Origin of the sequence: Polyangium mundeleinium (genome assembly GCF_028369105.1) — a bacterium.
GTDB lineage: Bacteria > Myxococcota_A > Polyangia > Polyangiales > Polyangiaceae > Polyangium > Polyangium mundeleinium.
The window spans coordinates 12,791,372-12,814,398 of the sequence record NZ_JAQNDO010000001.1 but is presented as its reverse complement, the minus strand read 5'-3'; the positions used below and the strand labels follow the sequence as shown (position 1 = coordinate 12,814,398).

Annotated in this window: 12 protein-coding genes; 7 read left to right on the top strand and 5 right to left on the bottom strand. The window is 66.0% G+C overall.

The features are described 5' to 3' along the window. Positions 1–5: 5 nt before the first annotated feature. Genes POL67_RS50735 through POL67_RS50720 form a run of 4 tightly spaced genes read right to left on the bottom strand, consistent with a single transcriptional unit; the run spans position 6 to position 14,197 of the window. The gene (locus POL67_RS50735) at positions 6–11,654 is read right to left on the bottom strand and encodes a non-ribosomal peptide synthetase (protein WP_271929871.1); all 11,649 of its coding nucleotides are present in this window, start codon (positions 11,652–11,654) and stop codon (positions 6–8) included. A gap of 18 nt (positions 11,655–11,672) precedes the next feature. After that, on the bottom strand, positions 11,673–12,845 hold the full coding sequence (locus POL67_RS50730) for a beta-methylarginine biosynthesis bifunctional aminotransferase (RefSeq protein WP_271929868.1): 1,173 nt from the start codon (positions 12,843–12,845) through the stop codon (positions 11,673–11,675). A gap of 2 nt (positions 12,846–12,847) precedes the next feature. Next, positions 12,848–13,882: a 2-ketoarginine methyltransferase gene (locus POL67_RS50725; RefSeq protein ID WP_271929865.1), complete on the bottom strand. Its 1,035-nt coding sequence runs from the start codon at positions 13,880–13,882 to the stop codon at positions 12,848–12,850. 39 nt (positions 13,883–13,921) lie between these two features. Continuing rightward, on the bottom strand, positions 13,922–14,197 hold the full coding sequence (locus tag POL67_RS50720; protein ID WP_271929863.1) for a hypothetical protein: 276 nt from the start codon (positions 14,195–14,197) through the stop codon (positions 13,922–13,924). 78 nt (positions 14,198–14,275) lie between these two features. On the opposite strand from POL67_RS50720, the gene POL67_RS50715 reads away from it, so the two are divergent. The 7 genes from POL67_RS50715 (at position 14,276) to POL67_RS50685 (ending at position 21,447) form a co-directional block, all read left to right on the top strand. Then, a complete protein-coding gene (locus POL67_RS50715) occupies positions 14,276–15,160 on the top strand; it encodes an aspartyl/asparaginyl beta-hydroxylase domain-containing protein (RefSeq protein ID WP_271929861.1) in 885 nt (294 codons plus the stop codon). Positions 15,161–15,168: 8 nt separating this feature from the next. Further along, positions 15,169–16,146 (top strand): JmjC domain-containing protein, encoded by a 978-nt coding sequence (locus tag POL67_RS50710; RefSeq protein WP_271929859.1) that lies wholly within the window; start codon positions 15,169–15,171, stop codon positions 16,144–16,146. A 25-nt stretch (positions 16,147–16,171) separates the two neighbouring features. Continuing rightward, a complete protein-coding gene (locus tag POL67_RS50705) occupies positions 16,172–16,912 on the top strand; it encodes a thioesterase II family protein (RefSeq protein WP_271929856.1) in 741 nt (246 codons plus the stop codon). A 28-nt stretch (positions 16,913–16,940) separates the two neighbouring features. Further along, positions 16,941–17,159, top strand: a complete 219-nt coding sequence (locus POL67_RS50700; RefSeq protein ID WP_271929853.1) for an MbtH family protein — start codon at positions 16,941–16,943, stop codon at positions 17,157–17,159. Positions 17,160–18,248: 1,089 nt separating this feature from the next. Beyond that, the gene (locus POL67_RS50695) at positions 18,249–18,614 is read left to right on the top strand and encodes a hypothetical protein (RefSeq protein WP_271929851.1); all 366 of its coding nucleotides are present in this window, start codon (positions 18,249–18,251) and stop codon (positions 18,612–18,614) included. Between the two features lie 578 nt (positions 18,615–19,192). Beyond that, positions 19,193–20,482 carry a group II intron reverse transcriptase/maturase gene (gene ltrA / locus POL67_RS50690; protein ID WP_271929848.1) on the top strand — a complete coding sequence of 430 codons (1,290 nt, stop codon included), beginning with the start codon at positions 19,193–19,195 and terminating at the stop codon, positions 20,480–20,482. Further along, complete coding sequence (locus POL67_RS50685) at positions 20,482–21,447, top strand: reverse transcriptase domain-containing protein (protein ID WP_271929846.1); 966 nt, start codon at positions 20,482–20,484, stop codon at positions 21,445–21,447. Before ltrA ends, POL67_RS50685 begins: the two co-directional genes overlap by 1 nt. A gap of 308 nt (positions 21,448–21,755) precedes the next feature. Here POL67_RS50685 and POL67_RS50680 read toward each other — a convergent pair whose 3' ends face one another. Further along, complete coding sequence (locus POL67_RS50680) at positions 21,756–22,898, bottom strand: hypothetical protein (protein WP_271929843.1); 1,143 nt, start codon at positions 22,896–22,898, stop codon at positions 21,756–21,758. Positions 22,899–23,027 lie beyond the last annotated feature (129 nt).

Genomic DNA, 23,027 nt, shown 5'->3' with positions numbered 1-23,027 from the left:
GGGACTCACCACGTTTTCTTGGTCCTCAACCGCTCCAGGCGACGGAGGCCCTGACGCTGCTGATCCTCGCGCTCCTCCAGCTTGGCTTTGCCCCCCGTCACCGGCCGCTGCCCAAGGTGGTCGGCCAGCGCCCCCACGGTGGGGTATTGAAACAGGGCTACCGCGGGGAGATCGATATGCAGCTGCTCGCGCAGCTCGGCGTACACGCGCATGGCCAGCAGCGAGTTGCCGCCCAGGTCAAAGAAATTGTCGTCGCGCCCGATCCGCGTCGTCTGCAGAACCTGTCGCCAGATGGCCGCGATGGCTTGCTCGAGCTCGCCCTCCAGCGGCAGCGAATCGGCCAGCGCAGGCTCCACCGCTGAAGGCGCGGGCAGGGCACGGCGATCCAGCTTGCCGTTGGGGGTGCGCGGCAGCCCCGCGAGCCCCACGAAGAACGAGGGCATCATGTACTCGGGGAGCTGGCTGCGCAGGGTGCCACGAACCTCCGCGATGAGCCGCGCTTGGCCAGAAGGATCCTGCGGCTCCGTAGCTACCAGGTAGGCCACGAGCCGCGAATGCCCCAACCCATCGTCCTTCGCCACCACCGCCGCCTCGCGCACGGCGGGATGCTGGCGCAGGGCCGTCTCCACCTCGCCGAGCTCGATACGGTAGCCCCGGATCTTCACCTGCTGGTCCTTGCGGCCCAGGAACTGGAGCTGCCCGTCCGGCAGATAGCGCGCCAGATCCCCTGTGCGGTACATGCGCGCGCCCGGCATGGCGGAGAACGGATCCGGCACAAAACGCTCGGCCGTCAGCCCCGGGCGGTGCAGGTAGCCTCGCGCCACCCCCCTGCCACCGATATAGACTTCCCCGGGCACGCCGATCGGCACCGGATGGCCAAAATCGTCGAGCAGGTATACCTGCGTGTGCAGGATGGGTCGGCCCACCGTGGGCGTGCCTTCGCCCGTGCGACGCGTCCAGGTCGAGTACGTGGTCGTCTCGGAGGGCCCGTAGAGATCGAAGACGTCGGGCACGCCGCGCGCGTAGAGCTCCTGCACGATCTCGTTCTTCAGCGGCTCGCCAGCCAGGTTCACGGCCCGAAGGCCCGCGGGCAGCCCGTCCACGCGCAGCAGCTCGGTGATGGCCGAGGGCACTGTGTTGAGGAGGGTGACGTCGGCCGCAGCGCGCAACGTGGGTAGCCGTAGGACATTGTCGGCCAGCAGCACCTTGCCACCCACGCTCAGGGGGACGAACAGCTCGAAGATGGACAGGTCAAAACATATGGAGGTCGCGGTGAGAACGCCGGCCAGCGCCTCGCGTGAGAATGCGTCGCGTGCCCAGGTGCAGAGCGTGGTGGCGCTACGGTGCTCGATAGCGACGCCCTTGGGGCGGCCGGTAGAGCCGGAGGTGTAGATGAGATAGGCGAGGTTGCGCGGGGAGGCGCCTCCGCCAGGAGTCGTCGCCGGCTCACGAACGAGGAGCTGGCGGATGGCATCCACGCGTATCGTGCGCAGGCTCCCTGTCGACGGTGCGCGCGCGGCCACGGCGTCCTGCGTCAGGAGCACACGCGGGGCCGCATCATCCAGCATGAATGCCAGGCGGGAGGCAGGGTAGCTCGGGTCCAGCGGGAGGTAGGCGCCGCCCGCCTTCAACACCGACATCAATGCCACCACCATGTCCGCGGTGCGCTCCATGCACACGCCCACCACCACCTCGGGGCCCACCCCCGCCTGGCGCAGGTGGTGCGCGAGCTGATTGGCCTCCTCGTTCAACTGCCGGTAGGTGAGCGTCCGCGAATCATCCACGAGCGCCACGGCATCCGGCGTGCGCTCCACCTGGGCCTCGAAGAGCTCGTGCAGGCAGCGGTCGTCCGGGGTATGCGTGCTGGGCGCATTCCACTCGACCAGCACCTGGTCGCGCTCCTGCGCCGAGAGAAGCGGCAGCTCATGCACGCGCTGCTCGGGCGCCCTGGCCATGCCCCAAAGAAGCTGCTCGAAGTGCACCAGGAGACGCACCATGGTGGCCGCCGAGAAGAGATCTCTATTGTATTCCAGCCACCCGCTCAGCCCCGCGTCCTCCTCGTGAAGGTTGAGGAGCAGCTCGAACTTGGCCGTATCCGTTGGCAGTTCGAGGATTGTCATGTGCACGGGGCCTAGCTGCGACGTCGGCGGGAGGGCTTCCTGCAGGACGAAGAGGGCCTGGACGAGCGGCGGGCGGCTCGCGTCGCGTGTGACCCCCAGCATGTCCACGAGTTTCTCGAAGGGCACGTCCTGGTGCGCGTAGGCGCTGAGCGTCGTTTCGCGCACACGCGCCAGGAGCTCCCGCGTGGTCGGGTGGCCGGACAGGTCGGTGCGCATCGCCAGCGTGTTGACAAAGAATCCGACGACTTCTTCGGTCTCCAGCCGGCCGCGGCCAGCCACGGGAGAGCCCACCACCACGTCCTCTGCGCCCGTGTAGCGGGACAGGAGCGCCTGGAAACCGCCCAGCAGCGTCATGAAGAGGGTGGTGCGCTCGCGGCGTCCCAGGCTGCGCAGCGCCGCCGTCAGCTCGGGGGAGAGCCGCACCGGAACGCGCCCGCCGCGTACCGATTGCACGGCTGCGCGCGGTTGATCCGTGGGCAACTCCAGCGCCTCGGGGGCTCCGGCAAGTTGCTGGCGCCAGAAGGCCACCTGTCGCTCGAGCACGCCGTCTTGCAGCCACGTTCGCTGCCATGCTGCATAATCCGCGTATTGCAGCTCCAGTGTTGGCAGCGGCGAGGGCCGACCGGCCAGAGATGCCTCGTAAAGCGCGACCAGCTCGCGCAGGAAGATGCCCACGGACCAGCCGTCCGAGGCGATGTGGTGCACTGTCACCGTGAGCAGATGCGACCGTGGAGCGAGCCGCACCAACAGCGTGCGGAACAGCGGCGCCTGACTCAGATCGAACGGGCGCTTCGCCTCCGCGGCGATGAGGGCTTGCAGTCGTTGTTCCTGCTCGGGTTCGGGCAGGCCGCGCAGGTCCTCCACCAGCCAGGGCAAGGGGCCGGGTGGCTCCACGACTTGCATGGGGCCGCCATGGACGAGGACGTAGCGCGTGCGCAGGACCTCATGGCGGCCGACCAATGCCTCCAGCGCGTCGCGCAGCGTGGCCTCGGATAGCTCGCCCTCCAGGCGCAGGGCTGCCGGCACATTGTAGACGGCGGTCCCCGGCTGGAGCTGGTCGAGCACCCACAGCCGCTCCTGCGCGAAGGACAGGTGCAACGGGGCCCCGCGTTCGACGCGTACGAGCGGCGGCGTCGAATCCGGTGCGCTTCCAGCCCGCGTCTGATCGATCCAGCCCGCAAGATCGGCGAAGGTGGGGTGCTCGAAGATCGCGCGCAGCGGCACCTCCATGCCCAGCACCTGACCCAGGCGCGAGGTGACCTGCGAGGCCAGCAGCGAATGGCCGCCCAGCTCGAAGAAGTTATCGTGCGGCTCCACGCGCGGTATCGCCAGCACCTCGGCGAAGATGCTGGCCAGCACCTGCTCCGTCGGCGTGCGCGGCGCCCTGGCGCGCGAGGTGGCGATACGCTGCGGAGCGGGCAGGGCCGGGCGATCGACCTTGCCATTGGGGGTGAGCGGAAAGGTTTCCAGCACCGAGATGAAGGCAGGCACCATGTGCGCGGGCAGGGCGGACTCCAGGCTCTCGCGTAGCGCTACGACCGAGGGTGAACGGCCCTCCGAGGCGACGACGTATGCCACCAGATCCTTGCGACCCGGCAGGTCCTCCCGCGCCAGCACCACCGCATCCTTCACGTCCGGGTGCTGCCGCAGCGCGGCCTCGATCTCACCTGGCTCCACGCGGAAGCCGCGCACCTTCACCTGATGATCCAGGCGCCCGAGGAACTCCACAGTGCCGTCCTCCAGGAAGCGCACCAAGTCTCCCGAGCGGTAGAGCCGCGCGCCGGGCTCGCTGCTGAAGGGGTGTGGCACGAAGCGCTCGGCGGTCAGCGCCGGGGCATTCAGGTAACCGCGAGAAAGGCCGATACCGCCGAAGTACGCCTCGCCCGGCACACCCACGGGGACCGGCTGCATGGCCCGATCCAGCACGTAAAGCTGCATGTTGCGATTCGGCCGCCCCACGGGGACGATCTTTTGCGGCGTGCCACGGCGGCAAACCAGATAGGCCGGATCGATGGTGGCCTCGGTCGGACCGTACAGATTGATGAGCTGCACCTCCAGCGTACCAAGCAGCCCGTCCTGCAACCCCACGGGCATGGCCTCGCCGCCGCAGTAGACGCGCCGGAGGCTGGTGCACGCGGGGAAACCCGGCTCCTGCAGCAAGAATTGCAGGAGCGAGGGCACGAGCTGGATGGTCGTGATACGCCCCTCGACGATGTGCTGCACCAGCCGGGCAGGCTCGCGCTGATCGCCAGCTCGCGTGAGCACGAGCTCAGCGCCAGCGATGAGCGGAGTGAAGATCTCCGAGACAGAGGCATCGAAACTGATGGCGTTCAGCTGCAACGCCCGGTCCTCGGGGCCCAAGGGGAAGGCCGTCTGCATTGCGTGCAAGTAGTTGCAGACGGAGCGGTGCGTGGTCATCACCGCCTTGGGCGCGCCGGTCGACCCGGAAGTGTAGATGATGTAGGCGAGGTTGTCCGCCAACGCGCCGCAAGGCGGCTTGCTGGTGGTCTCGTTCGTCACGAGATGCCAATCGGAGTCCAGGCACAGGACGCGGCCGGGGAATGCGGGCAGCAGGGGCTTGAGCTCCTCCTGGGTGAGCAGGATTTGAACCTGCGCGTCCTGGAGCAGGTATTCCAGACGAGCGCGCGGGTACTCCGCATCCAGAGGGACATACGCGCCGCCTGCCTTGAGCGTACCCAGCATGCCTACCAGCATCTCCGGCGAGCGATGCAGGCAGACGCCTACACGCACCTCGGGCCCCACGCCCAGCCGGCGCAGGTGCCATGCGAGCTGGTTTGCTCGCTCGTCGAGCTGTGCGTACGTGAGCCGCGCCTCGCCAGACGCCAGGGCCGTCGCGTGAGGCGTGCGCCGGACCTGCGTTTCGAACATTTCGTGCAGGCAGGTTTCGGCGGGCGGCTCCATCTGGGTGGCGTTCCATGCCACCAAGATGTCCTGCTGCTCTTGCGCCGTGAGCAGCGGCAACACGCTCAGCCGCAGCTCGGGCCGTGCGGCCGCGCCTTCGAGCAGCACCTGGAAGTGCTGCGCGAGCCGGCCCATGGCCGTCGCGTCGAACAGGTCGGTATTGTACTCGAACACGCCCTCCAGCCCGACCGGCTCGACGGCCAGGTCCAGCACCAGGTCGAATTGCGCCACCCCACGCTCGAAGGGGAGCAGGCGCGCCGGCAGGCCCGCAAGATCGAAGCGTCGCGGGGGCTCCAGGTCCACGGAGATCAGCGCCTGGAAGAGCGGGGGGCGGCTTGGATCACGCCTGGGCTGGAGCTCGGCCACGAGCCGATCGAAGGGGACATCGGCGTGGGAGAACGCACGCACCGCGTTATCGCGCACGCGCCGCAACAGTTCCTGGAAATTTGGATCGCCCGCAAGGTCGGTTCGTAGAACGACGGTGTTCACGAAGAAGCCGATGAGCGGCTCGGCCTCCGGATGATTGCGTAGCCCTACCGGGGTCCCCAGCGACAGGTCTTCCTGGCCCGTGTAGCGATGCAGCAGGGCCAGGAAGGCAGCCGTCAGCACCATGAACAGGGTAGCGTTCTCGGCGCGCGCGAGCGCCTGCAGGCTCTCCAGCACGCGCGCGGGCACGTGGAAGGCTAGGTGTGCGCCACGGAATGTCTGTACCGGCGGTCGGGGTCCGGCCGTGGGCAGGTCCAGGGCGGGGACCGGGCCGGCCAGCCGTGTTCGCCAGTAGGCGATTTGCCCCTCCAGCGGCCCCTGCTCCAGCTCTCGGCGCCGCCATGCCCAATAATCCGCATACTGCGCTCGCAGCTCTGGTAGCGGTATGGGTGCACCGCGGTGGAGAGCGCCGTAAATTATGGACAGCTCCCGGAGGAGCAAGGGAATGGAGCGGCCATCGGCTACCAGATGGTGCAGCACGACGAGCAGCACGTGCTCGTGCGTCGCCAGCCGCAACAACCGCAGGCGCAGCAGCGGCCCGCGTTCGAGGTCGAACGGAATGGCGCTCGTCTCGGCGGCCAGGCGTTCGACTGCGGCGCGACGCTCGGGTTCGGGGATATGGCGTAGGTCCTCCACCGGCAAGTCCAGCGTCGGCGGCGCGGCTGGTAGCGCCACGGGTTCGTCGTCGACCAGGAGGAACGTCGTCCGTAACGCCTCGTGGCGGCGCACCACCTCCTCGAACGCGCGCCGCAACGTCTCCGAATGCAGCTCCCCTTCCAGGTGAATGGCAGCAGGCATGTGGTAGGCGCCGCTGCCTGGCTGGAGGCGCTCCAGGAACCAGAGAGCCCGCTGGGCGAGCGATAGGGGCAGCGGGCCCTCGCGGTTCAGGCGGGGCAGGGCCAGTACCGGGGCGCGGCCCGCAAGAAGGGCCGTCTCCACGCGGCTGGCAAAGACCGCCAGCGTGGGAGATTCGAACACGGCCTGAACGCCCACGGCTGCGCCGAGCTGCGTGCGTACCCGGGCCGTCAGCTCGGCGGCGAGCAGCGAGTGGCCACCGAGCTCGAAGAAGTTGGATTCGAGGCCCACTTGCGGCACTCCCAGGAGCCCTTGCCATAGCTCGGCCAGCGAGCGCTCCAGGTCCGTGTTGGGCGGGGTGATGTGGCCCGGGGAGGCTGCTTCCGGCACGGGCAGCGCCCTGGCGTCCAGCTTGCCGTTGGTGGTCAGGGGCAATGCCGCCAGTGACATGAGCGCTTGCGGCACCATGTACTCCGGTAGCGTGAGCGAAAGCCGCATCCGCAGCGCCGCCGCGTCCAGCGTCTGGTCAGGGTGGGTGACGTAATAAGCGAGAAGCTGCTTGTTACCGCTGGCATCGGGGCGCGCGATTACCGCGGCCTCCCGCACCTCCGGTTGGCGGCGCAGTTCGGCCTCGATCTCACCAAGCTCCACGCGGAAGCCGCGCACCTTCACCTGATGATCCTGCCGGCCCAGATACTCCAGGCCTCCATCCGGCGCCCGCCGCGCTCTGTCCCCCGATTTGTAGAGCCGCTCCCCGGGGTGCGAGGTGAGCGGGTGGGGCACGAAGCGCTCGGCGGTGAGCGCCGGTCGATCGTGGTAGCCACGCGCAAGGCCAGGGCCACCCACGTAGATCTCCCCGACCTGCCCCTCTGGCACTGGCTGCATGTAGCCGTCCAGCAGCAAGATCTCCATATCCTGCATGGGCAGGCCAATTCGGTTCCCACGCGCTTTCAGATCCTGCAGCGTCACCGGGTGATAGGTGACATGCACGGTCGTCTCCGTGATGCCGTACATGTTCACGAGGCGCGGGTGTCGGTCGCCATATCGGGCGAACCAGGGTTGCAGGCTCTCGAACTGGAGCGGTTCGCCGGCGAAGATGATGGCGCGCAGCGCGAGCGGCTCGGGACAGAACTCGTGGAAACGTAGCAGCGGCTGGAACGCCGAGGGCGTCTGGTTGAGCACGGTGACGCGCTCACGCGCGAGCAGTGCGTGCAGTTCCTCGGGGGAGCGGGTGGTCGTCGATGGAATGATGATGAGCCGGCCGCCATAGAGCAGCGCACCCCACATCTCCCAGACGGACACGTCGAAAGAGATCGAATGAAACAGTGGCCACACGTCCTCGGGGCCGAAGCGATAGCTGGTATCGGTGGCGTCGATCAGCCGTGTCACCTGCCGGTGGGCGATGAGCGTTCCCTTGGGCCGGCCGGTGGACCCAGAGGTATAAATGATGTAGGCGAGGTTATCTACATCCGCTGCTGCTTGGGGATTCGACTCGTCCTCCCGAGCCAGTCCCTCTGCGTCTCTGTCGACGCATAGCAGGGTCGGGCCGCCCTCCTCGGGCAGCGGCAGCGCCGAGACGAGGTGCTCCATTGTCACGATCACCGACACACGCGAATTCGCCAGCAGGAAGGCAAGACGCTCGCGAGGATAGGCAGGGTCCATGGGCACGTAAGCGCCGCCCGCTTTGAGGATGCCGAGCACGGCGGCGACCTGATCGGGGGATCGCTCCAGGCACAGGCCGACCCGGCTCTCGACGCCCACGCCGAGCTTGCGCAGCCGGTGGGCCAATCGGTTGGCGCGGGCGTTGAGCTCGGCATACGTCCAATGCGTGTCGCCGTGGGTCAGGGCGCGCGATTCGGGCCGCGTGCGGCACTGCTCCTCGAAGCGTACGTGCAGGCACCGCGGTGGAGGCAAGGTCGGCACCTCGCAGCGCACCAAGCGCTGGAGCTCCTCGGGCGTCAGCAGCGGCAAGTCCCCGATGCGCTTGCGCGGATCAGCGGCAATGCCCTCCAGCAGCGTGCGTAGATGGGCCACCATGCGACGCACCGTCGAGGCGGCGAAAAGATCGCGATTGTACTCGAGCGAAATCGCGAGCCCCTCCTCTACGCTTGCCATGGAGAGCTGTAGTTCGAACTGCGCCGAACGGCGTTGCAGCGGGTAAGACTCGAGCTGCAACGATCCCAGCGAGACGGACGCTCCGGGGGCACCAAGCGCAAGACCCTGCAGGCCGCCTCCACCCAGCGTGGGCATATCCTGCAGGACGAAGTACGCTTGAAAGATCGGCGAGCGGCTCGGATCCCGCCGAGGCTGCATGCGCTCGACGAGCAGGGGGAAGGGGTAGACTTGGTGCTCGATGGCGCCGAGCACTCGCTCGCGTACGTCCTTGAGGTGCTCGGTAAACCGCGGGTTTTGGCCCAAACGGGCGCGCAGTGGCACCGGACTCACGAGGTAGCCCACCGTGCGCCTCAGCTCCGGACGCACACGGCCGACCATGGAGGTGCCCACCACCAGATCGTCTTGGCCCGTGTAGCGGTGCAGCAGAAGCTGCCAGGCCGCCAGCAGCACAGTGTACTGCGTCGCGCTCTCGCATTCAGCTACCTCGCGTAACCTGCACACCAGCGAAGCGGGCAGCGTGGCATGCTCGACCGCCCCACGGAAGGTTTGCAGGGAAGGGCGCGGGAAATCCGTGTAGAGGTCCAGCGGATGCAGGTCTCCTGCGAGCTGCTCGCGCCACCAGGCGAACAGACGCTCGCCCTCCGGGCTGTCGACGAGCCTCTGCTGCCACCGCGCCACGTCCGCAGGCTCGACCGCCGGGGCCGCGAGCTTTGCAGGCGGTCCTCCCGTGTACTCGGTGTAGAGCGCCCCCAGCTCCTCCAGCAGCACGCCGATGGACCACAGGTCGGTGATGAGGTGGTGGGCCACAAGCAGCAACAGGCGCTCGGAGACCGTGCGCTCCAGCAGGTGAAACCGCAGCAGCGGACCGCGCTCCAAGTCGAAGGACCGATGCGCCTCCTCCGCGAGCGTTTCCTGCAGTTGCTCCTGCGTCCATGCCGATGCGTCATGCCGCTGCAGGCACAGGGTTGCTTGCTGGTGCACCACCTGCACGGGCCGCCCTTCATGGACGGCGAATGTGGTCCGCAGCGCCGCGTGCCGTTGCACGAGCGTGTTCAGCGCGCGCTCGAACGCCTGCGTCTGCAACGCACCGTGTATGCGAATCGCGCTCGCGACGTTGCACACCGCACCTTCGGGATCCAGCTGATGCAAGAACCAGAGCGCCTGCTGTCCCGGCGAGAGCGGATGGACGCCGTCGGCGCCGGCGTGGGAAGCGCTTTCCACGGGCGGCAGGCGGCCGGGAGCAGTGTGCGAGCTGGGCAGCTCGGCCAGCTCGTGAAGCGTGCTCCCCTGGAGTAACTGGGCCGGCGATACAGGTGCGCCGAGAGTTTGCTCGAGCTCCAGCGCGAGCTCCAGCGCCACGAGCGAATCCAGACCGTAGCGGGTGAGCGGCACGTCGCGCGAGATCTCCTCCGCGCGCAGCTGCAGATGCCTCGCCGCCAGCGCCGCCAGCGGGTCCACCTCCGGGCTGCCCGTGGGCGCCGCGCTCGCAGGCTGCTGCCACGTGTGGAGCGTCGATAGCCGGCCGGAGAGGTAATCCTCGCGGCACGCGCGGCGCTGGATCTTCCCGCTGGAGGTCTTGGAGATGCTGCCCGCCGGCAGCAGCACGACGGCATGCACGGCGACCTCGTGCTCCTCGGCTACCGCCTGGCGGATGCTCGCTACGACCTCCTCGGGGTCCGCGGACCGCCGAGCGTCCAGTTCCTGGACCAAGACCAGCCGCTCTTCGTGCTCCACCTCCACGGAGAACGCCGCGCCGCAGCCCATGCGGGCCGCTGCGTGGCTGCGCTCCATCGTGCGCTCCAGGTCCTGCGGGTAGAGGTTGCGCCCCCGGATGATGATGAGGTCCTTGGCCCTGCCGGTGACGAAGAGTTCGCCATCGTGCAACACCCCCAGATCCCCCGTGCGCAGCCAGGCCAATCCCTCGACGCCCGAGAGCTTCGCCCGGCACGTGCGGATCGATTCCTCGGGCTGGTTCCAGTAGCCCGAGGTCACGCTCGAGCCGGCGACCCAGATCTCCCCCACCTCGCCGGGGGCGCACGGGGCGCACGTCTCCGGATGGGCGATGAGCACGCGCTGGTCTCCGAGCGGCCGACCCGATGACACGAGGCGCAGCGTCCCCTCCTCGCCGGCAGCGAGCACCATGCGGCCCTCCGCCAGCGCCTGGCGGTCGATCCGCTCCACCACCATGCCCTGGCCGCGCTGGCTGCCGGTGACGATGAGGGTTGCCTCGGCGAGGCCATAACAGGGGTAGAAGGCCTCGCGGCGGAAGCCGCATGCTGCGAATGCGGCGCTGAACTGCTCGATCGTCTCCGGGCGGACAGGCTCGGCGCCATTGAAGGCCACTTGCCAGGAGCTCAGGTCGAGCGCGGCCTTTTCTGCCTCGCTCACCTTGCGTACGCATAACTCGTAGGCGAAGTTGGGTCCGCCACTGGTGGTCGCCCGGTAGCGGGTGATGGCCTGTAGCCAGCGCACCGGTCGCGCCAGGCAAGCGAGGGGCGACATGAGGATGCACGGAATTCCCATGTACAGGGGCTGCAGCACGTTCCCGATGAGCCCCATGTCGTGGTAAAGCGGCAACCAGCCGACCACGATGCTCTGCTCATCGTGGCAGAAGCCCTGCTGGATGAGCAGCTGATTGTGCAGTATGTTCCGGTAGGTCAGGACCACACCTTTGGGCGTTCCGGTGGATCCCGACGTATATTGGAGGAAGGCCACCGATTCCCCGTCGATGCGCGGCGGTCGCCACGCACTCGCGCGGTCACGACGGATGGTATCGGTCGCCATCCATTGCAGCCTCGAAAGCTCGGGCGCCTGCTCGAAGGCGAACGTGGCCAGGGCGAGCACCGCCTGCGTGGTCAACACCGCGTTCGCGCCAGCATCGCGTGCAATCGTCGAGAGCCGCGGCAGCGAGCGGCTCAGGCGTGTCGGATCCGGTGGATACGCTGGCACGGCGATGGAGCCCGCGTAGAGGCAGCCGAAGAACGCCGCGACGTAGTCCAGCCCCGGGGGGAAGAGGAGCAGCACGGGCTTTCCCGCGAGCCCAGCCTCCTGCAGTGTGGCGGCCACGGCCCGGGCAGCCTCGTCGAGACCGCCGTAGGTGAAGGCGGCGCCCTCGATTTCTCCGTCATCAAGGAAGCGCAGCGCGAGCGCATCGGGCTTGTGAGCGGCTCGCTCGCGCAGCAGGTCCACAAGGGTATCCACTTCGGGAAGGAACATATCGATTGCTATGGTTCGTTACGGCAGGGGAGTCCGTTCGCGGTAGGCATCAAGGCCTGCGCCCAGCAGCGCGAGTGCATTCTCGAGCGTGCCGGGCGGCGCACCCATGGGCAGCCGCACGAAGGCCCCTTGCACGCCCTCGTAATTGGAGGCGGAGACCAGGCAGAGTCCCAGCTCCGCCAGAGCGAAGTCGCAGAACTCTTCCACGTCCGTGACCGGCAGCTCTGCGAAGATCTGCGTGCCTCCTGCAGGCACGTCGAAGCGGATACCCGCGATCTGCGGCAGCCGCTCGCTGAGCATTTGCCGGCCCGCGCGGACCGCCTCTACCAGCACGGCATTGCCCCGGTCCAAGAGATCGCTCGCGATGGCCTGGGACAATCCGCAAACGGAGATGTTCTCGAGCTCCAAGACGCGCAGCAGCGCGTGCACGTTCTCCGGCGTCGAGACGAGCCAGCCGACGCGCAGCCCAGGTGAGCCGAAGTTCTTCGACATCGAGTTGACGACGTATACATTCTTCCAGCTCACGCCAAGGTCCTGCGGCGACGTCACGCGCGCATGATCGAACGCATAGCTGTCGTAGACCATGTCGGCCACCAGGATGGCCCCCAGCTCGTGCGCGAGAGCGCACAGCTGTTCGAGCGTATCGGGTGCAAGGATGTCGCCGCTGGGATTGAGCGGCGTGTTGAGGTAAATCATGCGAACGTCGGAGGAATGCAGGCGCCGCAATGCTGCGATGTCCACTCGGCCGTCTAGCGACTTGAAGAAGACCGGGCGGTAGCCATAGCTGCGCAGCATTTCGGGGACCGCTCCTAGCACCGGGGCCTGACAAAGCGCCACTGCACCGGGCTGCTGGTGCTGGCGAAAGATCATGGCGAGCGCATGCAGAGCTCCGTTGGTGACCAGGATCTGCTCAAGCGTGACGTCGTTCTCGCGCCTCCGAGACTCTCGCGCGGCGATGCGCTCCAGCAGATCGCGCTGCCCGCGCGAGGGGGCATAGTTGTGGACGTACCGCCATGCGGAATCAGGCGCCCCCTCGACGCTGGGCCACTGCGGTACATTCTCGACGATGTTCACGAAACGTCGCTCGGGGAACCGCTCCATGTACAGCAGCCTTTGCTGCAGCGTGGAGAGCGGTGAATCGCCAGAGACGACGCCGGAGCAGCGCGGGCGCGCTGCATTTGCGCGGTTCATATTCACGATTTCTTGCGCAGTAGATACCCGACCTCCAGCCCTGTCGAGTCCACGCTTGGGTCCACATCCTGGCGTGCCAGCACTTCCAGCCCGGCGCGCGCGAACAGATCGTCCCAGAACGCCCGTGTCTCCAGCCGCTGCTGGGTGAAGGGATGCAGCAGGTAGTAGGCATTGTAGTAGGCCATGGCCAGCCCGTGCCGCATGACGCGCGGGTTCTTCATCTGCTGGTCGACCTCGATGACGATCAGGTGCACGCCCTGGAAGCGCTCGGTGGCGCCCCTCAGCAACTCGAGCACTGCCGCTTCGCCACCCTGGCCGAGCAGTTCATGCAGCACGAAGCCCAGTACAATGAAATCGGGCCGGTACGTTGTGTCAACGACGCGGAAGAAGTCCAGCGCGGTGCTGCAGGTGAGCCGGATGCGCGACTCCAGCCCGCGACTGCGTACCACGCGGACGGCGGCCTGGTAGCCCTCGGGGTCTGGCTCCACGCCCCACGCCTCGACCTGCGGCAGCGCTGTGCAGAACTCCGCCAGGTAGAGCGCATTCCCGCATCCGAGATCCAAGAGGCGGTTCGGATTGCCCGGGATCCGAGCCATGAGCGAGCGCGTGAGCGGGATAGCGTCGAAATAGCTGATGGCGCAGCTCCCCACGCCCACCCGTGCGGCATCCCGCGTGGCCGGCGGGCTTCCTCGCTGCAACCGCTCGCCCATTTGGAGAAACGTCTGCCCGTAGCCACCTACGAGCATGGTGTACCAGCCACGAAAATCCTCGAGGCCCAGCCCCCGCGCGGTCAATCCGTAGCGGCCTTCGTGTTGCTTCAGTATGCCCTCGTTCTGCAGGAACGAGAGAAGCGCCTCCAGCCGCGCGGGATCCATCCCGTGTCGCTCGGCCAGCTCGCCCAGAGCGAGCTCGGAGTCGCGGAGGCAATCGAAGAGGCCAGTCTCGAAGAAATGGTACAACGTGGTGGCGAAAGCAAACCCACGGATGGGCTGCAGGGCCTCGATGAGACGAGGTTCAAGGGAATCGACGCGCAGCATGGATGGGGCTCCATCCCCAGATGGTAGGTAGCGTTGAGTTCAATTCGTGGTGCGAGGGATGAAATCGATGAATACCACTTCGAGATCACATTCCCGCGTCAATCGCGCCTTGATCATATCGGCACGCTCTCGACTCCGCGTAAGAATTCTCACAAATGGTCGATGGGACCCATCCCAGGCAATAACCTGTGTGGGGCCTTGCAGCACAAAGACGATATCGTTACGAAACGGAAGATCGAAAAGCAAAGCACGTGCCATGGCCACCGTGCGCTCGGCTTCCTCTGAGGAGTAGCCGTACAGTTCAAGTGTAGGCATGCTTCGAGCCTATTAGCACATCCTCTCTGGATGCAAGTGACAAAAGTGCGTTGCTGTAGTAAGAGGACAAGCAGTCCTATGAACCAACACACTCCTTCGAAAAAAGCTTTGGACGTGCAGCGGCAGCAACGGCTCACCGCTGCCGAGGTGCGAGAGGGCGTGCAGAAGGCACTCGAGGAACTTCTGGCCCGTCACGGTGAGCAAGCGATGGCGCGCGTCGTGGAATGCTGCGAGATCGCCGTCGGCCTTAAAGAACCGACCTACGGCCACCCCTTGCAACGCCCCTCGTTCATCTTCTTTCCTGGCCTGCCATCAAAGGCCTGGTACGACCCGGCCTCCTACGAGACGACCGGGCGGCTCACGAGAGCGCTGGAGGAGGCCTTTCCTTCTATACGCCATGAACTGAAGGCGCTCCAGGGCCGCTCCGAGCCCTGGGCGCCCTACATCGACGGCGAGTATGCACTGGCCAAGTTCCACCCGCTGCAGCAGGACGCATGGGCCTCGTTTACGCTGCGCCACGACGGCCAGATGATCGAGGCCACGCGGGAGTTCTGTCCGGCCACCTACGCCGTACTCGAGGAAATCGAGCCCTACCTGACCTCCACCGGCGAGGCCTTCTTCTCCACGCTCCGACCGGGCGTCTCGCTGCCTCCGCATCACGACGACAGCAACCTCAAGCTCACCGTGCACCTGGGCCTCGACATCCCACCTGATTGCGGCATCAAGGTAGGCACAGAAACGCGCACCTGGCAGGAGGGCCGGTGCCTCATGTTCGACGACACCTTTCTCCACGAGGCCTGGAACCATAGCGACCGGACTCGTACCTGCCTTCTGCTGGACGTGTGGCACCCGGAGCTCACTCCCCAGGAAATTGATGCCATCACGTTCCTTTCCCGCTTGATCGGTGACGGCTGGGGTCTGCCTGGCGCCGACGGAACCGAGCGCGCCACCCTTGCCACCTAGTGACCATCATGACAAGCACGTTCTCACCTGGCCTGCGTACCCTGCTGCAGATCGATGATCCCCGCACGTTCCTCGATCAATGCTGGCCCGACCGGCACGTGGTGGTCCACGGTCCGATCGAGCGACTGACCGGCTTTGCAGACATCTCCGCCGCCGAGGATGTGCGGGCGCTGCTTGAGCACGGCCACACCTACCGTCGCGCAGATTATCGCTCGTCCACCCAGTTCTTCAGCGTAGAAAACCCCTCCATCGAGGAGGCATACCATCTCTACCAAATTGGTTTTACGCTGTACGTCTACGACGTGGATTCGCCTGCGTTCAACGCCTGGAAAGTGGCGCTGGCCGAGGAGCTGAACCTTCCGCCTGGGGGGGTCGTCATGACCGCTTTCGCTTCGCGGCCGGGGGCAGGCTCGCGCGCGCATTTCGATGCACAGGAGAACTTCATGGTGCAGGTGCGCGGCCACAAGCGCTGGCGCATCGCACCGAACAAGCACGTGGCTTACCCCTCGGACAATTACTTCGTCGGCAGCGAGCCGAACGCAACCCTGCGCAAGCAAATTCAGGGCCCGCTCCCCCAAGATATCCCTGAGGATGCGCTCACGGTCGATATGCAGCCGGGCTCGGTGATGTTCCTTCCTCGCGGTTATTGGCACGAAACCGACACCGTCGAGGATTCGCTGCACTGGGTCGTGCAAGCGCAAGTGCCCATCTGGTCGGACGTGTTGCAGTTCATCCTTAAGCATACGCCGCTGATGCACGAGCTGCCGTGGCGCAGCCCGGTGGCCAGGGCCTGGAAAGGCACAGGGCCGTCAGCCGATCTGATGCGCGAGCTCGGCGCGAAGCTACGCGAGCTCGGCTCCTGGCTCGAGCAGGCGAATGCAGAGGAACTGCTAGGGAGCGCCGTGCGGGAGCAGGTGCAGCAGGAAATGATCCAGTCCATCAAGGCCGCACAGCCGACACTCAATCCGCCTCCTGAGGGTCGATGAGCGAGGACCGACGGGAACACGGGCGATGACCTCCTGGTTCTGGGCCGCGCACCCGCGGGTGGCGCCCCGGATACGATTGTTCTGCTTTCCTTACGCGGGAGCGGGCGCGAACGTGTACCGCGGGTGGGCGAGCCGAGTACCGCCGGACGTGGAGGTCGTCGCTCTGCAGTTACCGGGCCGCGGGCCACGGCTTCGGGAGCCTGCGGTGGATCGGCTGGAGCCTCTGTTCCAGGCGCTGCGGGGCGCATTCTTGCCGTATCAGGGCGTCCCGTTCGTGTTCTTTGGACACAGCATGGGAGCAGTACTTGCGTTCGAGTTTTGCCGGTGGCTACGTCGCCACGGTGACGCCGCTCCGATGCATCTCATCCTCTCAGGCTGCGAGCCACCGCCGCCTGAGAGCGACTCCCCCCCTCCCCGGCGATTGTCCGACACGGACTTGATCGCATGGATGCGCAGCATGGGTGGGACGCCTGAAGGGGTGCTGGACAACGCGGAATACATGCAGCTCGCGCTGCCGGCCCTGCGCGCGGATCTCGCGCTCGTGGACGCCTGGCGACCCATGCCCGAGGCCCCACTCGACATCCCCGTGACCATCATGGGCGCTCGCGACGACACGCTCGTGCCCGCGTCCGTTCTTGAGGGCTGGCGTGACCACACACGGAGTGCGTACGCATGCCATCTTTTTTCTGGAGGGCACATGTTCATCCGCACCGAGGAAGCTTCGGTGCTGGAACTGATATGCAGCGTCCTCGTGAGTGGTAGGTAACTGAAACGTAACATCATAGGAGCGTTCGATGTCCGAAGACAGCTCGGAGTACCTGGTTGTTGTGAATCACGAAGAGCAATATTCCATCTGGCCCGCCCTCCGAGAGATCCCCGCGGGCTGGAGAGATGCGGGGAAGCGGGGGTCGAAGCAAGAATGCCTCGCCTACATCGAAGAGGTCTGGACCGATATGCGCCCGCGAAGCCTGCGTGAAAAGATGGCGGAAGCGCAAAAGGCGCAGGATGGATGAAGTGCGACGTCGCCTTGAAGGAGGCGTTGTATTGTGGGACGAAGTCCACGACCTCGTCGCGCGTGTCGTGGGGAACCCACCGGTTAGGTTTGTCCCGTTCCGAGGGGGCAGAACACGCTTACCCAACCGCAAATGGATAAGGTCATAGAGGGATAAAAGCCACGGCCCAAAGAAAGGAGGCCCGAAGCTGTGGCAGATCCGCTCGAAACTCCGCCTACCGACATCCAACAGCTCTCCACCGCATCCCTGATCGACCTCCTGCTCGGACGCCCCGGCGTCGCAGCCCATCTCCTCGAATCGCTCGGCAACCTTGCCTCCCTCGCCCGCCTGTCCCCCCTCGCTCTCACCGAGCGCTTCGCCCTCACCCCCGACGAAGCCACCCGTCTCTTCGCCACTCTCGAGCTCGGTCACCGCCGGTTCGTCGAAGCCGCAGACGTCACCTCGATCGCCTCCTGCCTCGACGTCGTCGCCTGGGCCCAGCCCCGGGTCGGGCCGTTTCAGCTCGTTCGTGGCGAACCAGTGGGCAACCGACTCTGCGCGGAAATAACTGACGAGACCCGGTATAACAATCCGGGGGGAACCAACCATGGACGTCATCATGATGTCGCGGTTCTTGAGCCGCCTCCGCGACCCCAAGCTGGTCAGCAAGGCGATGCGTATCGGGGCTGCTGTCCTCACGGTGCTCGCCCAGGTCATCTCCATCATCACCGGATAGGTGTACTGGTTCCCCGTGAACTGGACGTCCGCGCGGTTGAGGTACGCAAGGACGGTCGGAGCTTGAGGCCCATCGCGAGAGCGTGATGCCATCGTGCTCGCGCCGGGCAACGTCGCGTCCTCGCCATCCTCGCGGCGAGAGTCCTGGCCTGCAACGGCCTGCGGATGGCTCCGGGCGCGACGTTGCCCTCTGCTGCGCGCGGCGGTTCCGCGAATGCGCGGGCGATGGGCAGACGGAGTGCCTCTGGCAGGGGCTTCGAGCTCCGGAGGGCGCAGGGGTACGTAGCAATGTCGTGGGGCCCTCTTGTTTCGAGAGAGGCAGTACAACACCGACAGCGCGCTCCTTGGACGCTGGTGCCCCGAAGGGAGCACTGGATGCGGAACCATCAGCGAGCGGCTGTCATTCGTGCGGAGATCGAGCAGAGCGTGCGCGGACGCGGGAACGCCTACCCCGAGCAAGTGCGTCGGCGCGCGACGGAGTACTTCTGGTTGCGGCGCGGCGAGGGCGCCACCGTCGTGGAAATCGGGCCCGAGATCGGCTTGCATTGGCGGACGTTGTACGGCTGGGCCAAGGGCGCAGCGCCGCCGGAACTGCCGGCTGTCGGGTTTTCTCCCGTTGAGATCATGGACATCCCGGCGACGCGTGCAGGCGGACCTCTCGTCGTGCAGCACCGCTCGGGACTCCGTGTCGAGGGACTCGACCTCGATGCGCTCGTCGAGCTCCTGCGGAGGCTTTCGTGATCGGCTCGACGCGGCAGGTCAAGGTCTACGCATATCGAGAGCCCGTCGACATGCGCAAATCCTTCGGTGCGCCAGGCCAAGCCTGGCGCTTCCAGCGGGTGAGACTCCCGCTCCGGCAAGGGGAAGAGCCGCCCCACCGGGAATCGAGCCTTGCGCTCGTGGAGGTGACGACATGAGCGAAGCGTAGGCAGAGCGAGACGCGGGCCGTAACGTAAGTGAAGCGATTGAGCCTCGTGACAATGGTCCGGGGGCCGACAGGGTCGAAAACCTGGAAGGCCATGGTAGGTCGACCGACAAGGCGAGGGCGACCGGAGACCCCGGCGGGGTCTGAGAGCACGGCACGCGTCGAAAAGGAGGCGCCAAGGAACCTGGGAGGCCTGCGTGAGTCTTCGTGGACGTGCCAATCCACGGAGTACGTCGGAGGAACGGCGTATACCTGACGAAGACGGACGCTCGCGCAGGAGTCGGAGGCGTGCGTAGTACTCGGAGCGCGGGAAAGCCGCGTACAGGGGGAAGGCGCGCCGCAGAGCAACACGCACGGCGGGGAGACATCCGCTGCACGCAGAGGCAGGAATCGGATGACAACAGGACTGTCGCGCATCGCGGAGAAGGCAAAGGCCGATCGGAAGGTCCGCTTCACGTCACTGGCGCATCTGCTCACGCCCGAGTTTCTGCTCGAGACGTGGAAGCAAATGAATCGACGTGGCGCGGGCGGGGTGGATGGCGAGACGATGCAGGAGTTTGAACGCGATCTGGAAGCGAGGATCGATGGGCTCCACGCGCGGCTACGGGCGGGCCAATATCGGCCGCCTCCCGTGCGACGGGTGGAGATCCCCAAGGGCGACGGCAAGACGCGACCGCTCGGGATCCCGACGGTAGAAGACCGCCTCGTTCAGCGCGCCGTGGCGCGGATCCTCAGCGCGATCTACGAGCAGGACTTTCTGGGCTGTTCGTATGGATTTCGGCCCGGGCGCAAACCGCATCAGGCGCTGCGTGCGCTGCGAAGCCACGTCGTGGCGGGAAAGGTGCGGCACGTGTACGAGGCCGACATCCGCGGGTACTTCAACCACATCAATCACGACTGGCTGCGGAAGATGGTGGCCCACCGCATTGCCGACCCCGTGATCCTTCGCCTCATCGGGCGGTGGCTCCGGGCTGGCGTGATGCTGGATGGCATCGTCGTTCGCGTGCACGAAGGCTCCCCGCAAGGGGGGCCGATCAGCCCCGTGCTCGCGAATATCTACCTGCACTACGTGCTCGACCTCTGGTTCGAGAGGAAGTTCAAAGCGTGGTGTCAGGGGGAGGCGTACCTGACGAGGTTCGCCGACGATTTCGTCGTATGCTTCCAATACAAGCGAGACGCCGAACGCCTCGACCGCATCCTGACGAAGAGGATGGGGAAATTCGGGCTGGAGCTGGCCCGTGAGAAGACCCGGATGCTGCTCTTTGGGCGGTTTGCACGCGGACAGATGGCCGAATACGGCAAGAAGCCGGAGACCTTCGAGTTCCTCGGCTTCAAGCACGTATGCGGCGTCGACCGCAATGGCAAGGCCGCCGTCGTGCGTATTCCTAGCACGAAGAGCTGTCGCAAGTTTCTGGACCGAATACACGAATGCCTTCGGAGACACATGCACTGGCGGCGGCGTGACCAGCAACGCGAGCTCGCGTCACGGTTGCGCGGCTTCTACCAGTACTTTGCGCTGTCGCACACCCTGCCGAAGCTCTTCTGGGTCCTCGGCGAGGTGAAGCGGCAGTGGCGCCGGGCGATTCGACGGTGCGGACAGCGCAGTCGTTCGCACTGGGCATACCTCGAAGCAAAATCGTGGTTCCACCTTCCGCATCCCAAGCTGCTTCACCCGGCGGTCTGATGGAGCTTCGCCGCGATCGTGCTCTGGGGAGCCCGTTGCGGGAAAACCGCACGGCGGGTTCTGCGAGGGGGGACGAGCCCAAGGGAAACCAAGGGCCCGTCCCTACCCACCATGCCATCGACCACGGATGGCTACTCAGATTCGTCGAGCACAGGATTGCGGATAGGAAAACCCTGCGGCTCGTCCGCAAATGGCTGAGAGCAGGTGTGATGGAGGATGGTACGTGGACGGAGGGCAAGGTGGGTACGCCACAGGGGGCGACGATATCGCCGCTCCTGGCGAACATCTACTTGCACTACGTACTCGACCTGTGGATCCAGCAGTGGAGAACGCGGTACGCCACCGGCGACATGATCGTCGTGCGTTATGCCGATGACTTCATCGTGGGCTTCCAGCGTCACGCCGATGCGGTGCGGTTTCTCGAGGGGCTACGCGAGCGATTGCGCGGCTTCTCGCTGGATCTGCATCCCAAAAAGACGCGACTGATCTCCTTCGGGCTGTTCGCAGCCAGTAAGCGAGAAGAGCGTGGCTTGAAGGGCAAACCGGAGACTTTCAATTTCCTCGGCGTCACGCACATCTGCGGTAAGACGAGGAAAGGCAAGTTTCTTCTCATGCGGCGGACGATGCGGGACCGGCTGCGCGCCAAGCTCAGGGAGCTCAAGGGCGAGCTGATGCAAAGGCGCCACTTACCGATCCCGGAGCAGGGGAGGTGGTTGGGGCAGGTGGTGCGCGGCTATTACGCGTATCACGCGGTCCCGGCCAACATCGAGGCACTGCAAGCCTTTCGAACCCAGGCCGAGCGGCACTGGCGATTCGCGCTCGCGCGACGCAGCCAGCGAGGCCGGCCGAACTGGGAGAAGATGCGCAAGCTGTCAAAACGATGGATCCCGACCCCGAGAATCCTGCACCCCTGGCCCTTCGATCGCTTCGACGTCCGTACCCAAGGCAGGAGCCGAGTGCGTTAGCAGCGCACGCTCGGATCTGCGCGGGGGGCGGCCCGAGTCGGTGGTGACATCGAGGAAGGGCCGTCCCTACCGCGACCGCGAATTCCTGGCAAACGCCCCCTTCCGCGGTTCCTTGCCACCCCCAACCCCTCGAAACCACTCACTAAACCCATGCCACCCCCACCAGCACCCTCGTTTTTGAAAACCGCCGTACCCGGAAGGGTACCAGGGGTTCGAATCCCTTCTCCTCCGCTAGATCAAGACACCTGCGTTCGCTCAGGACGCGCTGTTCCCGCGATATCCATCGCTGCTGAGGAAAAGGCGCGCTTCTACACGCCGGCCTCCGAGAGCCACTTCAAGAGCGCTGCTTTGCGCGCGTGCCGGGTTCGAAAACCCTCGAGCAATGCCTGGAAGTCGACCGCTCCCGATCTTGCAGCGAGGTCGCGAAGGTCCACGAGGACCTTCACCGCTGCGAGGTATTTCTTGGGCTGTTTTGCCGCGACGAGCGCCTCGACATCCGCCCAGAGTTGCGTCTCCTTGCCCGCCAGCGCGTCCAGATGCTGCGCCCGCTCACGCGCTGCTTCTCGCTGAAGTCTCTCCGCCTTGGCAGCCGCTTTTCGTTCGGCGGTCTTCCTTCGATCCGCGGCGTACGTCTCGGCGATGCGGCGAAGCTCGCCGACGGTTCGCCGTTGCGGCGCCGCCGGGCTCGCCTTGCCCGGGGCTTGGTCCTGCAAGAACCGACGATGGAGCTCTGCTGGCACGGACCGCGTGTCCTCGGCAAACACGCGCGCGAGCCACGCATCCTTTGCCGCCAGCGGAATGGTGGCGAGCCACGCCATGAGCTCTTTCCGGCTGGGCGAGGGGTTGGACATCTGCGCGCTTGCATCGGCGGCCGCACGAAGCCAATCTGGGTCGATACGCAGAAACTCGACCAGCGCCTCGAGCGAAGCGCTGAGCTGCCCAAGCCCTGGCGGCACGGGCGGCTCCAGCTCGTCGTCATCGAGGTCGTCGGCCTGCACGGCGAGCAACCAGCCGAGGTACAGCGCCCTGCGATCGCGCCTGGCGAGCTCCGCGCGAATTGCGATGAGGGAGGAGAGGATGCCCTCGCCGGTGTCCCAATCCTCGGCATCATCGTCCTGCGAGGTGAAGGTCAGGACGATCTGGTCTTTGTCCTTGCGCGTGGCGAGGCAGTTTCCCGTGCAATACGGACGCACATCGGCGGGGTTGAGGAGCTGCAGGGGCAGGCGTACTTTGAATACGTGTGTGCCCCAATTCGCGAGGTAGAGGAACACGTCGAAGTAGCGGAACATCCAGGCGTCCTCGTCGCCCTTGAAGTTCCCCCACTCGTAATGGTTGACGAAGCTCGCCGGCGTGATGCGGGCGCGCGTGGAGTAGGAACGCAGCTCGGCCATCTCCTTTTCGGTGAGAGCTCTGTCAATGGCTTGAAATTCGTAATATTGATACTCGCTCATAGCAACAGTCCCGGCGACGCCAGATTTCGCATGTTCCGAGGCAAACTGCAAGAGCGGACAAACCGCTCCCTCCGGGGCTTCGACACGGACTCCTCCGGGCACGAGTTCTTGCCGCGGTGAGGAGGGACG